Source organism: Vibrio sp. C8, from assembly GCF_054051265.1.
Genome location: NZ_JBPAOE010000011.1, coordinates 39508 through 56682 on the forward strand (window position 1 = coordinate 39508; position 17175 = coordinate 56682).

Sequence of the window (17175 nt, forward strand, 5' to 3'; positions counted from 1 at the left end):
AGATGTTTTCACGCAATCGTGTTATTTGGAATGAAGGTTTATTTATTAAGCCGCAACACTTCCAGCAACAACAAAGGTACACCGAATACTATATTGACGAACGAATGAGTTCTATCAGCCGTTATCTATATGGTGTTTCAGAGTTTTCCTTAAATCCAGAGTACCTATCGTTCGGTCGTATCGCGATTGAACGTGCTGTTGGCATTATGCCTGATGGAACCGCGTTCCGCATTCCTCAAGAAGATGCAGTACCTGACGCGCTAGAGATCGACGATGCATCGCTAGCGAATCAATTGGTGTACCTGGCGATTCCGTTACGCAGTGAGTCTTTGATGGAGGTTAACTGGCCAGAAGCTCAAGGTACGGGGCGTTATGAAAACCGCCGTCTCGAAGTCCGTGATGTGCATACTGTACAGGGTGATATGACGACTATTGATGTGTCTCCTGTGCGGGTTCAGTTGATGCTAGAGAAAGAAGACCGTAGTGCTTACGCCTCGATGGCTATTGGTCGAATTTTAGAAAAACGTCCTGACGGGAGTGTGGTGATGGATGCGGAATTTATTCCGTGTCACCTCAACGTGGTCGGTAATTTGGCCCTGCACCGTTTTGTTAATGAAATTTCGGGGCTGATGCATGAGCGTGCCAAGAATATTGCTCAGAGGATTAGTTCGCCATCACAAGGTGGCGTCGCGGATGTTTCCGATTTTATGTTACTTCAAGCTCTCAACCGTTTGCAGCCCCAACTCCAACATTTGGCGAAACTACGTAGCCTGCATCCAGAGCGCTTGTTTGAGTGTTTATCGACGGTTGCTGGCGAGCTAGCGACCTTCACTGATGAAAGTCGCTTACCGCCCAAAATCCTCAGTTATAACCATGATATGCCGACGGAGTCTTTCTGGCCTTTGATTCGTAATTTACGTCAATCGCTGAGTGTTGTGCTTGAACCAAGAGCCGTTTCCATTCAACTGGATAAGCGTAAATATGGCTTGATGGTTGCGCCAATTCAAGACCCGCAGTTGATGGAAAGTGCTGACTTCATTGTCGCTGTTAAAGCTCGCATGCCGATGGATGAGCTACGACGTCAATTTACTCAGCAAACCAAAGTTTCATCGGTTGAGAAAATTCGGGAACTTATTTCTCTGCAATTGCCAGGTATCCCTTTGGTCGTGCTACCTGTTGCACCTCGTCAACTTCCTTACCACGCAGGCTATATCTATTACCAATTGGATAAAACCAGCAGTGCCTGGAGCATGCTTCAGCACTCTAGTGGTTTTGCTTTCCACGTTGCCGCGGCATTTCAAGAGCTGGATCTGCAATTCTGGGCGATTAGGAGTTAAGCATGGATATCAATAAAAAAGAAAGCAAACTCAGTAGCTTGTTATTTGATGGAGCCGAGAAGATAAATCATGACCAAGATTACTGGTTCCAATTGCGTGGTAGTTTGAATAATCCATTGATTGATGCTGCGACGCCATTGCTTGGTTTGGCGCTACGAGTTCGACAGTTGACGGAATGTGAAAACATTGAAGCCATTTACGAGCAAGCGGTTGAAGAGATTAAAACCATTGAAATCGAATTAACGGAGCTAGGTTATGAGCACGCTGTTCTAATGGCTTATCGTTATATTCTGTGTACCTTTTTGGATGAATCCGTGATGGGGACTTCATGGGGCGCTTCAACGGTTTGGGCGGAACATTCGATGTTATCACGTTTTCATAACGAAACTTGGGGTGGGGAAAAAGTGTTTACCATCCTTAAACGCCTTGAATCTGAACCCAAACAATACAAGTCGTTGCTCGAATTTATCTACCAATGTCTGGTTCTGGGTTTTGAAGGTAAATATCGCGTGATTGAATCAGGAAAAATCGAGCGCGAAAAAGTCATTAGCCAGTTGCACAAACTACTGAATCGAGATCATGAGGCGGATATCGTCCAACTTACCAGTGCGACTGAGCATGTCGTGCGATCCAAATATCAATTAAGTAAGCAACTACCTTTGTGGTCGATATTTGCAGGCTTTATCGTGATATCGATTGGCGTGTTTATTGGCTACAGCTATTTGCTGCATGTCAAAACCAGTGACGTAATTGAACAACTCAATCAAATTCTATAAATATAATTAAGGCTAGGTACTTGTCGTGATACGTATTGAACTACCAATTCTTATTGCCAAATTAAATCAACAAAGCAAACTTGCCCTAGAGCAGGCTGCTTCTCTGTGTATTGAACGTCAGCAGAGTGAAATTACTTTTGAACACTATCTTGAAGTGTTGCTAGACAATCCTCTTTCGGATGTCCGCGTTATTTTTAAACAGTCAGATGTATCTATTAATGACATTAAGCAAGCGATAATGATTCATTTTTCTCGCGAGCAAGTACTTGATAGTTACCCTGCATTTTCACCTTTGTTGGTCGAACTACTTCAAGAAGCTTGGCTGTTGTCGACCACTGAACTGAATCAAAGTGAACTTCGTTCAGGGGCTATTTTATTGACTGCTCTAACCCGCGCGGATCGATACATGGACCACAAGCTGGTACGTATTGTCGATACCATCAATCGAGAGAGTTTGAAAAAGCATTTCGATATTATTCTTGCGGACTCGTCAGAAACTCAAATCGAGTCAGCCTTACAAGGGGGAAAGGCGTTAACAAAAGACGGCAGTGATACGTCTATTTTGGATAAATATTGTACCAATGTTACCCAGCAGGCACGAAAAAATGAACTCGACCCCGTTCTGTGCCGTGAGAACGAAATCAATCTTATGATTGATATCTTATGTCGTCGACGTAAGAACAATCCTATTGTCGTCGGTGATGCAGGTGTCGGTAAAAGTGCCATGATTGAAGGTTTGGCGCTTCGTGTGGTTGCTTGCTCAGTGCCATTAAAATTGCAAGGTGTTGAACTTTATTCACTCGATTTAGGCCTACTTCAAGCTGGCGCATCTGTGAAAGGTGAGTTTGAGAAACGCCTCAAAGGTGTGATAGATGCGATTAAACACTCACCCAAACCAATCATTCTGTTTATTGATGAAGCGCATACCTTGATTGGGGCTGGTAATCAAGAAGGCGGCGGAGATGCGGCTAACTTGTTAAAACCTGCTCTTGCTCGTGGTGAATTAAGCACTATTGCCGCGACGACTTGGAAAGAGTACAAAAAATACTTCGAGAAAGATCCGGCATTAACGCGCCGTTTTCAACTTGTAAAATTGGATGAGCCGAGTGTTGAGCAGGCCGTTGATATTCTGCGTGGATTGAATTCTGTGTATGAAAAAAATCATAACGTTCTGATCACCGATGACGCGCTGAAAGCGGCGGCCGAATTGTCGGTGCGCTACATATCGGGCAGACAACTACCGGATAAAGCGATAGATGTACTTGATACTGCTTGTGCTCGCATTGCGATTAACCTGACGGCACCACCGAAACGGATAGCGTTTATCGAAACGGCTTGTCATCAACGACAACTTGAAATTGATATGTTAGAGCGCGCCCAGCTATTGGGTAAAAATGTTGATCATGAACGCCTTGAAGAGCTAACAGCTCAAGAAGCGAAAGATGAGCAAGAGAGAGATAGATTGACCGCTCAGTGGCAGCAGCAAAAATTGCTGGTTGAAGACATTATAGATCTAAGAGCATCACTCACTTCGGCTCAACAAGAGCCACTTTCTTCCGAGCAGCGTGAGCAAGCGCTGGCTACTATCCGAGAAAAATATCAGCAGCTAGAAATCATACCGCATTCTGAACGTTTGATTCACCCCCAAGTGGATGCTCAGCAAGTTGCGGAGGTGATAGCGGATTGGACGGGGGTACCCGTTGATCAAATGAACAGTGATGAGTTGCATAAGATCACTCATCTAACGAGCATTTTAAGTCGGTCAATTAAGGGACAGGGGGTTGCGATTGAACGTATCCATAAGCACCTTCTGACCGCTCGCGCAGACTTACGTCGGCCTGGTCGTCCCAAAGGCGCTTTTTTGCTTGTAGGACCAAGTGGTGTAGGTAAAACAGAAACCGTGGTTCAACTTGCTAATCACCTATATGGCGGCAAACAATTCCTAACCACGATCAATATGTCTGAGTATCAAGAAAAACATACAGTATCGCGTTTGATTGGTTCGCCTCCGGGTTATGTTGGCTACGGTGAAGGCGGCATATTGACGGAAGCTATTCGTAAGATGCCATATTCAGTGGTTTTGCTTGATGAAGTAGAAAAAGCACACCCAGAAGTATTGAATCTTTTTTATCAAGCGTTTGATAAGGGGGAGATTGCGGATGGTGAAGGTCGAGTCATCGATTGTCAGAATATTGTGTTTTTCTTAACTTCAAATTTAGGCTTCGAAACGATAGTTGATTACGCCGATCGAGTTGAACAATTGGATGATGCTCTCTATCCACAGTTGGCTGCTTTCTTCAAACCTGCGCTACTGGCAAGGATAGAAATTGTTCCTTATATGCCACTGAATCCGGAAGTGCTTGAGTCTATCGTCCGCTTCAAGCTTTCACGTTTAGAAACACTCTTCCATGAGCGTTACGCAGCTGAAGTTGTGATTGACGATTCGTTAATTGATGAAATCTTGTCGCGTGCGACTCGTTCTGAAAATGGTGCACGTATGCTGGAAGCGATTATTGACGGTCAATTACTTCCTCCAATTTCCTTGGCGTTATTGAACAAACTTTCTGAACAGCAGCCTGTGGTTCGCATCTATCTGGCGGCACAAGAAGGAGAGTTTATTGGAGAGGTTGAGTAGTGATGTCTAACTGGTTAGAGCGAATCACTGATCTTATTGGAATCAAGATCAAGAGTGAATTGATAGATCGGTTTGTAGAAATTATTGTTGCTGAGTTGAACCTGTCTAATTGCATGGTGCTCATGCCTAACGCAGAGGGACGTCGTCTCATTCCTTACAATGGAAATAATAACTTTTCCTGGCAGGTAGATGACCTTAACCATCCATTTAGTCATGTTTTGCAGAGTTCATTACCAATGACGCTTTCTTCGGATGAGTTGCTGTTTTGGCAATCTGACCGTGCGTTTAATGAGTTAGTTGCTGGTGTTGGTATGTTTGAAAGCGTTTGTATTTATCCTCTGCCGATTAACTCGAAACAAGTACAGTTAATATTATTCATGTTGGGCGACGAGCACGCAGTAAGTCGAGCTTTTACAAGTCAGGTATGTATTAAGTTTGTTGATGTATTTACTAAACAATGGCACTTACTTGAGAAAATGGAACGTGAACAGCGGGATATCAAGGCGTTGTCTGAATCTCTCAGCGACATTCAACGAGATACAAAGCAACGAGATATGGCGGATAAACTTTCTCTATCCTTGATAGGAAAAAGTAATGCTATGCAAAAGCTTCGCCAACAAATTGTTAGTGCAGCAGAGTCAAAATTGTCGGTGATGGTTCAAGGTGACACAGGAACTGGTAAAGAGTTAGTTGCTCAGGCTATTCATCAACTATCCAATTGCAATGCAGAGCCATTGGTTGCTATAAATTGCGCCGCCATTCCAGAAAACCTGCTTGAAAGTGAGTTATTTGGATACTGTAAAGGGGCATTTTCTGGTGCAGAATCTGACCGTAAAGGTCTGATTGCTCAAGCGAATGGTGGGACTCTATTTCTTGACGAAATTGGTGATATGCCACTCTCTTTACAGGCAAAGTTGCTGCGCGTTTTAGAAACCAAACAATTTCGCCCTATTGGGGGAAAGCAGGAATTGAGCTCTGATTTTCGTTTGGTTTCGGCCACTCATGTCAACTTACTTGAGCAAGTACGTAAAAATCAATTTCGTCAGGATTTATATTACCGCCTGTTTCAATATCCCCTAACACTGCCGCGCTTATCTGAACGTCTTGAAGATATCGCTCAACTAAGCCAACACTTTGTTAGTGAGTTCAATCAACAGCATGGTACTCAAATACGCGGTTTACATTATCGTGCTTTGGATTGTTTAAAGCAGTATACCTTCCCTGGCAATGTCCGTGAATTGAAGCATTTAGTGGAATTTGGTTGTGCCCAATGCCGCAATGAATCTGAAATCGATGAAAGCTGTTTTAAGAATCGCATTGCTTGTTTGAATCTTGAGCTTAAAAGTGCCGAGCCCGCAATTCAGCAAAAGGCTGTATCCACGTTGATAAGTGAGCATCCTCCTGCACTCTCACAAGGTAATCTATCGACCATCAATGATTTGAAACAAGCGCTTAATGAATATGAAGAGCAGATTATTCGTGAACGCTTGGCGTTATTTTCAGGTGATCGTAGTAAGGCTGCGGTGAGTTTAGGCATCCCAAAGCGCACTTTCGCCTATAAATGTCGGAAGCTGGAAATCAAATTGTTATGAATACTTCAACTTACATACTGCCCGTATTGATGAGCGGCATACTGTTCAGCATTCAGACTATGGCGAATGATTCTGTAGTGTCACAGCTGGATCGTGCGCAGCAGTGCACCTTAATTCTTGAGCGCTTAGATCGGCTAAGTTGCTTTGATCAAGTGATGGATACGCCAGCCCTATTGTCGTCTTCAACGATGAATGATGATAAACCTCAAGCGTGGTATACCGCGTTTGCTACGGCTCTGAAAGCTCAGCCAATCAATGTTATTGAGCAGGGCGACAAAGAGAATGGCGATGCATGGCTAACGCTATCCGTGCCGCAAACACAAGAGCAGCCCTCACCAGTGTTGATGATGAGCTGTATTAATAATATTAGCCGTATTGAATTAGCGCTACCCGTTCCGTTGGAAGATGCGCGCATTAACGTCTCTGTCGCTTATGGCCCTAAACAATATTGGCGTAGTGACGATGTTGGAGTGCTGTTCTCTTCAGCAAGAGGGTTGCCTGCTATTTCAATGATGAAAGCCATGACGAAAAACTCTCGGTTAATTCTACGCTCAAACTCGCCTCAGATTGATGGATTACAATTTGACGCGGGACAGTTAAGTAAAGCTTTAGTCCCATTACGGCAACGGTGTGGATGGTAACGATGGATATTACTCAATATCGAACGAGTATCGTTCGTCCAATTTGTGCAGCGTCACCAACTGGTGAACGACTGTTAGATGAGCCGTTATTTGACTTTATTGAAGATCAAATGATGAAGGTAGGCTCGCTATCTCATGCGGCTGTGCAGTGGCAGGAGGTTGAGCATAGCGTTGTCACTTTGTTGAATGAAAAAAGTAAAGATATCAAGTTATTGGTTTATCTTTTGCAGTGCTTACATCATCAATTGACTGCCAAACGTTTGATTACTTCTTTTGGCGTTATGAGTGATTTTATTGCGCACTATTGGCAAGACAGTTTTCCCGCGCCAGGTAAGCGCGGCAACCTTCCTAGACGAAAGTTTTTCAGCCAAATCTGTCAACGCTTTGCACTGGCAGTTAATAAGTTTGATTTTTCGGTGCTCGATAGCCAAGACCGAGATGAACTGCAGCAAGTGGTGCAAGAATGGCAAGCCGTGATAGAGGCGAATGAATTATCGTCTGATGTAGCAGAGTCAGTCGCGATGGCGACTTTTAGTCAACTTAAGAAAGCGCAAGAACGTGAGAAAGTGGCGCAAGCTGCAGATCAAAAGCCAGCTGATTCGGCCAGTATATCTTCAAGTCTGGCGCCTTCTTTAGCGATCGATAACTCGAGTGACAAAGCGGCGAAACAAACATTGCTCAAAGTCGCTGAATATCTGTCGGAACAAGAATCTTCTGGCGCGTTGGCTATTCGTGTGCGACGTCATGCGTTATGGGGAGCGATTGCCACGCTTCCTGATCACGACCATTTAGGTCAAACCTTACTAAGAGGAATGCAAATCGAGCGAGTCAAAGAGTATCAAGATCAGTTGCATTCCCCTGATCTGGCGTTGTGGCGGCGCGTTGAAAACAGCTTAACTATCTCACCTTATTGGTTTGAAGGTCAGTTAATGAGTCATGATATTGCTAAGGCGTTAGGTCAAGATGGATGGTGTAAAGCTATTCTAGAAGAAAATCAATCGTTTATTGAACGTTTCCCCACAGTGCTAGATCTAAAGTTTAAAGGAGGAGCGCCATTTGTCACTGATGCGGCTCGAGAGTGGTTAATGACTCGTCAAGGCGGCGATGCTACCGCGTCCAATTCGGGTTGTTGGCAGGATCAACGCGAAGAAGCGTTCACTCTGGCGAAAGAAGGGGGCATCGCCGTGGCGATGTCAATGCTCAATGATGGTTTAGTGGCTGCAACGGAGCCTCGCGATCGCTTTTACTGGCGCTTATTGAGTGCTGATCTACTTAAACACAATCACCTAGATGCTATGGCTAAAGAACAATATCAAACTTTAAAACAAGAAATTACACAGACGAGCGTTACCGAATGGGAGCCGTCACTTATTGAGCAACTAGAACGAAACACTGCGTCAGATTAAGCTAAGGGACTATCCATGTGGAAAAGTATCATTGGGATCGTTAAAAAATGTAAGCCGGGTATAGCAGCAGCGCTTCCAATTCTGTTGTTTACACTCTTTATTTTATTAAATGTCGCTATTTGGTGGGCCGGTCCTTGGTTAGAGATTCAAGGCAATAAACCATTAGAGACTGTATTTGCTCGAGGTTTAGCGAGCGCGTTGTTTATTCTTTTTTCCTTATCCGGTTGGGGGCTTTTGCAATCGCGTAGGCTGCAAAGTTTTAAAAATCAGCAAAAGCACGAAGAGCAATTAAGACAAGACCCGATACAGATATATGAAAAACGCCAAGAAGCAGAACTTAATGGCGTAATGAAGGAGATGAAACAAAGTCTCAACACTCGTAATTATCTTTATGCGTTACCTTGGTACTTAGTGCTTGGCTTGGAAAATGCAGGTAAAACCAGTTTGATTAACCGTTCTGGGCAGAATTTTGCTTTATCTTCCGTCATGCGCGCTTCTGGCCAAAAGAGTGAAAATCCATATTCATTTGACTGGTGGATTGGTAATGAATCAGTACTTATTGATCCTGATGGTGAATTGTTGACCCAAGGTAATCGCAACGAAGATGATGATAGTGAACTTGAGCGCCGTTTGTGGCTTCACTTTGTTAACTGGTTAGAGAAAACCCGTAGTCGTAGGCCATTAAATGGAGTGGTTCTCGCATTAGACGTGTCACATTTGGCAACTTCTACGGTGACTGAACGCAAAGCTTACGCCAATTTATTGCGTGCGCGTATTCGCGAACTAACGGAAACGCTGGCTACCCGTTTACCCGTGTACATTACTTTAACTAAACTTGATCTTCTTTATGGTTTTGAACCCTTCTTTAAGCATTATTCGAAATCGCAACGAGATGAGGTACTGGGCTTTACCTTTTCACTTGAGTCGGTCGATAACCTCGATCATTGGTTGGAAGAGTTTTCTCGTGATTACAGTCAATTTGTTTTAAGCATTAATGAGCTCTTTCCTCACGCTGTCGCTGAATCCATCGAACAAGAAGAGCGTGATGCTATTTATAGCTTTACGCGTCAAATGTCGGGTTTACAAAGTATCTTGAAACAGTTCTTCCAAGATGCACTTTCTAGTGATCAATTTTCAACATCAGCACTGGTCCGTGGTGCATACTTTACGTCTGTTTATCAACAAGGTGTACCGTGTAATGCTTTTGGTGATTCAGCTTCACGCCGGTATGGTCTATCTCATGCTGTTAACAAAGCTCAAAATGCCAAAAATTCAACGGTTTATTTTACTCAGCAGTTATTTAGTAACATCATTTACCCTGAAGCAGGACTTGCATCGGACAATTTCCGCGTTGCAAAACATAAACGCCGTTTAATGGGATTGTCGTTTACCGCTTGTTTGGTTGCATTAGTACTGCTGTTGGGAGCTTGGCATCGTAACTACATTATTAACGTCAATCATTCCGACGCGGTGTTAGCGAAGGTAAATGAATATAAAGCGAAGTATCCCTCAAACCTAGAATTGGCATCGCAAAAGGATATATTGGGACCGCTGAACAAGATCCGTCAAGCGACGTTGGAGTTTGGCTTCTTTCGCGATAAACCACACTACATCTCGGATCTAGGTCTCTATCAAGGTCATACCATTGGGCCAATGGTTGAAAATACGTACTTGAATTTGCTAGAGAGCCGCTTTTTACCGTTATTAATGGCCGATGTTGTTGTAGCACTTGAGAAAGCTGAAACTGAAGAAGAAAAACTGGCGGTTCTGCGAGTTTATAGGATGATGGTTGATAAAAGTGGTCGTTATAAGGATTATGTTCTTGACTACTTTGGTAAGTATTGGCAAAGCGCATATGCAGGACAAAAGCAAGTTCAAGGTGAACTGCTTGACCACTTAGATTATGCCATGAGACATACTGATTTGGCTGGAGAGAGAGCGAAAGGAGATCAGTTCGCAGAGCGTGCAATGAAACCGTATGACCAAACGATTGCTCGTGTTCAAGCTGAACTTAGTAGTATGCCAAATGATCAGCGTGTTTATCGAAATTTAAAACTGAATGCGCAAACGGTACTTGGGCCTTCTATCAGTATTCGTAATTTAGTCGGGCCCATCTTTGATATCGTATTCGAAGAACGAGTGTCTAACAAAAACTTATCTATGTATATCCCACAAATGCTGACGAAGGAAGGTTTTGAGAACTATTTTATGCCACGTTCTGAGTCGGTTTCTGAGCTTGCTCTTATCGACAGTTGGGTTCTCGGCCAGTCAAAAACGGCACAGTTCAGTGAAGCTGACAAACAAGTGTTGCGAGAGAAAATACGTAATCTCTATGTTGCCGATTACGTAAATACTTGGCGTACGGCGTTGAATGAAATCGATATGAAATATTTTAGCGATATCAATGAAGGCGTGATGGTTTTAGAGAATTTAACTGGACACGTTGAGCCACTCCAAAGACTGCTAAGAACGCTAGAGAACAACACTCAAGTCATCTCTGGACTAAACCCAGATAGTGAAGCTGGTGAAGAACTATTGAAAAGTGCTAAGTACAAGGTGGCGTCTAACATTCAGTCTCCTTTTGCTGAGCTGAATTTGATGCTTAAACCAGTGGGTGATCAACCAGCATATATCAATGAAGTTTTGTCTTCCGTCGATGAATTGAAAAATTACCTTAAGTCAATTCAAGAATCACCTGATGTAGGAATGGCTGCATTGGATGCGACCAAAGCGCGTGTCAAATTGGTGAGTGCCGATCCTATTTACACTCTAAAGCGTATTTCGTCTGGTTTGCCAAGACCTCTTGATAGCATGATCGCCAAGCTTGCTGATGAAAGTTGGTATGTGGTCAAGCAAGAAGCAATTAAACATTTGGAAGTTCGCTGGTATGAGGACGTTTACCAGCCTTATTACACCAAGCTAGCGAGTCGTTATCCGTTCAATGCGGAATCGGGAAAAGATGTCGCATTGGAAGATTTTGAATCCTTCTTTGCACCAAAAGGAACATTGGACAATTTCTATAATAATCAGTTGAAAGTCTTTATTGAAGAGAACATTGCGGTTGATGAATACGATACGGCACAGTCGCTTATTCGCCCTGAAGTTTTGGCGCAAATTGAGCAAGCACAGAGAATTCGCCAAGCTTTTTTCAACCGTAAAGGAATTCTAGATGTAGACTTTTCTGTTGAACCGTTGCAGTTGAGTGGCAACAAGCGCAGAAGTGTTCTCAACGTTGATGGACAGTACCTGACTTATAGTCATGGTACTCGAGAAGGGGTGGAGCTGATTTGGCCAAACACACTGCGTAATTCTGCGGTATCGAAAGTCACATTAGTGCCAACTAAATCGAATTTGTCTCCGAGAAGCATCAACATGAAAGGGCCTTGGGCATTTTTCCGATTACTGGACAAAGGTAATGTTATGTCAGCGAGTAAAACTTCGGTTGATTACCGATTTGTCGTTGATGGTGGAGATATGGTGTACCGAATCAATGCGGAATCTGATGCCAATCCATTTACGGAACGATTATTTAAGTCGTTTAAGTTATCTAAGACTCTTTACTAAAACATGTTAAGGAGCGAGGTGGCTCGCTCCTTTCTTATCAGGACGCAGTATCTATGTCCAATACAGTTTTACTGGATCAAGTGATTTATCATATAACGTCTGATTCAGACTCAATCAGACATCTAGATAGTTACCAAAAGGTGAGGGATGAAATTAATAGTCGTTTTAATCCTTTGTCTGGAGGCACCAATTGGCAAGAGGTTTATCACTCGAGTGAGCAACTAGCCCAAGGGGCTGGTGTTGATTTACTGATGAGTAGTTATCTCACAATTGCTAAGCTTAAAATCGAAGGTCTTTCCGGCTACGCAAATGGATTAGAGCTATTGATGCATTGTTTAAGCTTGCTACCTAAGCCGGATTCCAAGTCAGCCAAAATGCGCAAGGAAGTGTTGGATTGGGTTAATAGTAAGGCGATTATTGAGCTAAACAAGATGAAACCAGCTCAAGATCAGCTACGTGACCTTTATCGTAGTGAAAGGATGTGTGGAACAATTCATCATTGGATGTCTATTCAACAACCTGACATTAGTGTCGATTTTGAAGGGGTGGGTTTTGTACTCTTTGAACATATTGATAAGATTGAAACTCGCTATTACACCGCGTTAAAACGCCAAGATAAGCAACTTAATGAAAATGCAGATCGTGTTTCGCGTAAACGCCATTACTATACTTTAGCTACAACATGTTTGGTTACCGCAGCCTTAAGTCTTACTGGTTTATGGCTTTATTACCATCCGAACTTGTGGAACAAATATCCGTTCAAGCAATCGCTTGAAGTCCCCGTTCTGACGACAAGTAATCTTGATAGCTATGTTACAAACACCACTCCGAATAGAATAGATTCGGTTCAATCTGAGATGGTTTCTATGTATCAGTCTTCTATTGAAGAGAAAATACAAGCATCGATTGAGCAACCGTACTTGAAGGCGATAGAGCAGCACGAAGTTTTACAGAGGCTCTATGCTGGAAATGAGCAAGTCAATCAGATCAGTCAGATTCTTTATCAAGATCAGAAATTAGCTCTTGAACAGACGGATCAGTTCGTAGCCAAATTCGGTGAAATACGAACGAAGATGGCCAATATTGCCTTGTTAGCTAAAAAGCACCGTTGGTCTCAGATATCAGATGAGACGAAATCTTTAGAGCAGTTTGCTGTCAGTTTATCGCCAATCTACGGTCGTGTTGGCTATATTGAAAGTTTGATAGATGATCAACACTATCAACAAGCACAACAAGAGTTAGCAGAACTAAAATGGCGTCTGAACAATCTTAGTTGGAAGGTGGCAGCTTTAGATTCTAAACTATCTACATTACAGGACTAAGCTTAAGGTCCTATTAGGCATCCCTAATAGGACCTAACCATTATTTCGTAGAGCAATTTGCCTGTTCCCATAGTGCATCGTAGTAATAGTATTGGGTTGAATTCCATGATTGAGCCAGAGTATTAGCATCGGTAAGTAACTCCGGAGAAAGAACACTGGACAATGTATTGAGGTTTTGATCTATCTTTTTATAAAGACGACTGAAACGCGCGGTACCAGCATTTTCAAGATAGTTAAGGTAATAGGCGTACGCTTTGGCTAAATCTTGTGGCACAAAGTTGTATCTTTCGCTATTGCCTTGATAAATGAGCCCCAAGCTTGCAACCGAAGGTAAATCTCCAAGTTTTGCATTTGTCTCACGCCAGTATAAAGCTTGGTCAAACTTTCCTTCTTGTTCGAGTATTGTGATGACGTGCCTAATAGCAGGAATAACGCCCTTTTTTGCTTCGGTTAAATATATTGCCTTGGCTTCTTTTATAGGAAGCTGGTCTGCGTACGCTAAATATGCATTTGGCAGTTCAAGTTTCACTGCTTGTTGCAATTCGTAGTCTGACAACGCTTTGTGTTCGATGCTGTTGTGATACTGCGATAGTCTAAAATACGCTTGCGCTGGTTTTTCAGCCCCTAAGTTTATCAATTGGTTGTAGTAGTGCTGCTGCCATTGTAAGCGTTCCTGTCTCGTTAACCACTCGCCCTTTTCATAGAGAAACCTCATTGACTCTAAATGGCCTTGATTAGCAACATTTTCTAGGTACTTTTTGCTTTGCTCAGGAAAGTTTTTCGGCTGTGTTTGAAAGGCAAGTAGTCTTGCGCTTAGATAGGCCGCATCTTGATTTCCTTGATCTGCTGCGTAGGTGAGCCATTCTTCGGCTTCGGTGAATTTATATTGTGCGTAGAGCAAACAACCTTTGTGGAAAGCATCATCCACTGACCCTTGGTTAAAAGGCTCATTATTTTTCGCCTGTAGATAAAAAGGCGTAAATACGCACCATAAAGAGAGCGGGAGGAGGATTTTACTCACATTAAACGTCCTAGTTATTCTATTTATAATGGCTAAAGCAAAAAGCATTCCAATTTACAGTTCGTGTGTTTATGCGCTTTGTAAACACGTTTTTGGCATTCGAGCAATAAGTTGCCCGGATTGGGCAACTTATTGCTCGATTTAGGCAACTTATTGCTCGGTCCGATGGGGGATTAACTGGCAGCCCTTTATTTTTCAACACTTAGTGGTTGGCATGGATATTGTTATATCGTCACTGTCATCTACATAAATGAAGGAAATTTCAATGCCAACTCCATGTTATATCTCCATTGACGGTGAAACTCAGGGCCTTATCACTGCTGGTGCATGTACTGCAGACTCTATCGGTGATTCATTTGTCGAAGGTCATGAAGACGAAATGCTGGTTCAAAAGTTTGACCACATTGTGACTGTTCCTACTGATCCACAATCAGGTCAGCCTTCTGGTCAACGCGTCCACAAACCATTTCAATTCACGGTTTCTCTAAACAAAGCAGTACCACTTTTATACAACGCACTTTCATCGGGAGAGAAGATGAAGACGGTTGAACTAAAATGGTACCGTACTTCTATCGAAGGAAAACAAGAGAACTTCTTCACCACTAAGCTGGAAAACGCGTCTATCATAGATATTCGTTGTGAAATGCCACACTGCCAAGATCCATCAATGTCAGACTTTACTCAAAACCTAACAGTGTCAATGTCTTACCGTAAGATTACTTGGGACCACGTTAACGCAGGTACGTCAGGTTCTGACGACTGGCGTAAACCTATTGAAGCATAATTCAGCTTCGTTTTCTGTGGCTCATCTGCGGGTGAGCCCCTGAAAGCCTTAATGACAAGTTATCCTCTAGGTGATCACTTGTCGTTAAGGTTTTTCGTTTGACGTAAGGAAAGGAGGAGTATCGTGGCAACATTGGCGTACACCATTCACGTAGAAGGACTGAGTGAAGACGCACTGGTCGTAACAAAATTTGAAGGGCAAGAATCCCTTTCTGTCAGTGGTTTTAAACATCGCTCTTGCTACGGTTTTCGTTACCATATTGACTTAGCAAGCCGTCTCTCTCACTTAAACGCTGAACAAGTGGTGGATCGTAACGCTGAGTTAAGAATGTACCGCAACCAAAAACTAGTTCAACGAGTGCATGGGATTGTTCGAGCTTTCACTCAAAAGGATATTGGTCATCACCATACCTTCTATTCATTGATCTTAGTGCCAGCTCTTGAGCGTTTGTCTCTTCGTCATAATAGCCGCATTTTCCAGTACCAATCGGTCCCTGATATTCTAGCGACACTTTTACAAGAAATGGGCATTCATGATTACGCTTTCTCTTTGGATCGTGAAAAGACACAACGTGAGTTTTGTGTTCAATATCGTGAAAGCGATATTGACTTTCTTCATCGCTTGGCCGCTGAAGAGGGCATGGTGTACAGCTTTGTCCACGAAGCCGGAAAGCATACATTAGTGTTTAGTGATTCAGGCGCCGCCTTTGTGAAATTAGAGCAGCCAGTGCCTTATAATGCCTTGGCTGGTGGTGTGAACGATACCCCTTATATCAATAACTTTAGTTATCAGTCTCAGGTCCAGGTTAGTGACGTGGAGCTGAAAGATTATAGTTTCAAAAAACCGTCCTATTCGTTTACTCAGACTGCTCAAGGTTCAGAAATTGCCTATCAACAGCCGACTTATTCTCATTTTGATGCTCCGGGTCGCTATAAAGATGATAAGAGTGGTGCTGAATTTACTCAAGCCCGGCTTGGTTACTTAAGACGTGAAGCGCAGGTCGCCTACGGCAAGAGCAATGAGCCTTTACTCCGTGCCGGATATAAATTTGATTTGCATGAACACCTGAACAAGGACTTCAATCGAGATTGGCTGTTGGTCACAGTGAATCATCAAGGTGAGCAATTTCAAGCTCTGGAAGAAGAGGGGGGGCATGGTGTAACAACCTATTCGAATGAATGGATGGCCATCCCCGGCCACCTTAATTGGCAGGCGGTACCGGAGTCCAAACCGACGGTAGATGGACCGATGATAGCCACGGTTGTTGGTCCTAAAGGTGAAGAAATTTTCTGTGATGAGTATGGCCGAGTGAAAGTACATTTTCACTGGGATCGTAACGATATCAATCCAGAGCATCGTTCTTGTTGGGTTCGTGTTTCTCAAGTGTGGGCAGGAAATCAATATGGCATGATGGCTATACCTCGCATTGGGCATGAGGTGATAGTCTCGTTTTTAAATGGTGACCCTGACCAACCTATCATTACGGGTCGAACACACCATGTAACGAATACTCCTGCTTATTCACTTCCAGAGCACAAAACAAAAACAGTATTGAGGAGCCAAACTCATCAGGGGGAGGGATATAACGAGTTGAGCTTTGAAGACCAAGCCGACCAAGAACTTATCTATTTCCACGCGCAGAAAAACATGCAGATCGAAGTTGAAAATTCTTCTGATACGCGCGTCAATTATGATCATGTTGTCAGCATTGGTCACAATGAACAACGGACGATTGCTCAAGATCGTTCGTTAAAAGTCGAAGGAAAGCAACAGCATACAACCGTAGGTGATTACCTTAATAAAATTGAAGGCGATGAACACGAGTCTGTTCTGGGTGATTGGGCCAAAAAAGTAGCCGGAGCTGTAGGCATTAATGCTGATGGAGATATTACGCTCAAAAGTGGTAATAAAATCACCCTGCAAGTCGGTGGAAGCTTTGTTGTGATAGACAGCAGTGGCGTAGCGATTGATGGTGCAAAAATTCTTATAAAATCTGGTGGCTCCCCAGGTTCGGTACTTATGCCATCGAGTCCAGAAATATTGAATACAGCCGCCGCGGAAGGTAGTGCATTTGTAGGCAATTGTCCCGCTCAGTAA

11 protein-coding genes are annotated in these 17175 nt (G+C 43.2%); 10 read left to right on the forward strand and 1 reads right to left on the reverse strand.

Translation table 11 applies throughout. The features are described from left to right. The first annotated feature begins 2 nt into the window (after positions 1-2). The 8 genes from tssK to ACRQQK_RS06275 are packed head-to-tail and all read left to right on the forward strand — an operon-like array spanning position 3 to position 13273. On the forward strand, positions 3-1337 hold the full coding sequence (tssK, locus tag ACRQQK_RS06240) for a type VI secretion system baseplate subunit TssK (RefSeq protein ID WP_457510471.1): 1335 nt from the start codon (positions 3-5) through the stop codon (positions 1335-1337). A gap of 2 nt (positions 1338-1339) precedes the next feature. Beyond that, complete coding sequence (icmH, locus tag ACRQQK_RS06245; RefSeq protein ID WP_457510472.1) at positions 1340-2113, forward strand: type IVB secretion system protein IcmH/DotU; 774 nt, start codon at positions 1340-1342, stop codon at positions 2111-2113. Between the two features lie 25 nt (positions 2114-2138). Continuing rightward, entirely contained in the window at positions 2139-4748 is a 2610-nt protein-coding gene (gene tssH, locus ACRQQK_RS06250) for a type VI secretion system ATPase TssH (protein ID WP_457510473.1), read from the forward strand. A 2-nt stretch (positions 4749-4750) separates the two neighbouring features. Continuing rightward, the gene (locus ACRQQK_RS06255; RefSeq protein WP_457510474.1) at positions 4751-6340 is read left to right on the forward strand and encodes a sigma-54 interaction domain-containing protein; all 1590 of its coding nucleotides are present in this window, start codon (positions 4751-4753) and stop codon (positions 6338-6340) included. Further along, positions 6337-6981 carry a type VI secretion system-associated protein VasI gene (vasI, locus tag ACRQQK_RS06260; protein WP_457510475.1) on the forward strand — a complete coding sequence of 215 codons (645 nt, stop codon included), beginning with the start codon at positions 6337-6339 and terminating at the stop codon, positions 6979-6981. Before ACRQQK_RS06255 ends, vasI begins: the two co-directional genes overlap by 4 nt. Positions 6982-6983: 2 nt before the next feature. After that, positions 6984-8387, forward strand: coding sequence for a type VI secretion system protein TssA (tssA, locus tag ACRQQK_RS06265; RefSeq protein ID WP_457510476.1), 1404 nt, complete (start codon positions 6984-6986; stop codon positions 8385-8387). A gap of 15 nt (positions 8388-8402) precedes the next feature. After that, a complete protein-coding gene (tssM, locus tag ACRQQK_RS06270) occupies positions 8403-11951 on the forward strand; it encodes a type VI secretion system membrane subunit TssM (protein WP_457510477.1) in 3549 nt (1182 codons plus the stop codon). Between the two features lie 53 nt (positions 11952-12004). After that, positions 12005-13273, forward strand: coding sequence for a type VI secretion system ImpA family N-terminal domain-containing protein (locus ACRQQK_RS06275; RefSeq protein WP_457510478.1), 1269 nt, complete (start codon positions 12005-12007; stop codon positions 13271-13273). Between the two features lie 40 nt (positions 13274-13313). Here the strand turns inward: ACRQQK_RS06275 and ACRQQK_RS06280 are convergent, their stop codons facing one another. After that, entirely contained in the window at positions 13314-14294 is a 981-nt protein-coding gene (locus ACRQQK_RS06280) for a hypothetical protein (RefSeq protein WP_457510479.1), read from the reverse strand. Positions 14295-14559: 265 nt separating this feature from the next. Between ACRQQK_RS06280 and ACRQQK_RS06285 the strand changes: the two genes are divergently transcribed. Both ACRQQK_RS06285 and ACRQQK_RS06290 read left to right on the forward strand, forming a co-directional pair. Beyond that, positions 14560-15078 (forward strand): Hcp family type VI secretion system effector, encoded by a 519-nt coding sequence (locus ACRQQK_RS06285; RefSeq protein ID WP_457510480.1) that lies wholly within the window; start codon positions 14560-14562, stop codon positions 15076-15078. A 123-nt stretch (positions 15079-15201) separates the two neighbouring features. Then, entirely contained in the window at positions 15202-17175 is a 1974-nt protein-coding gene (locus ACRQQK_RS06290) for a type VI secretion system Vgr family protein (protein WP_457510481.1), read from the forward strand.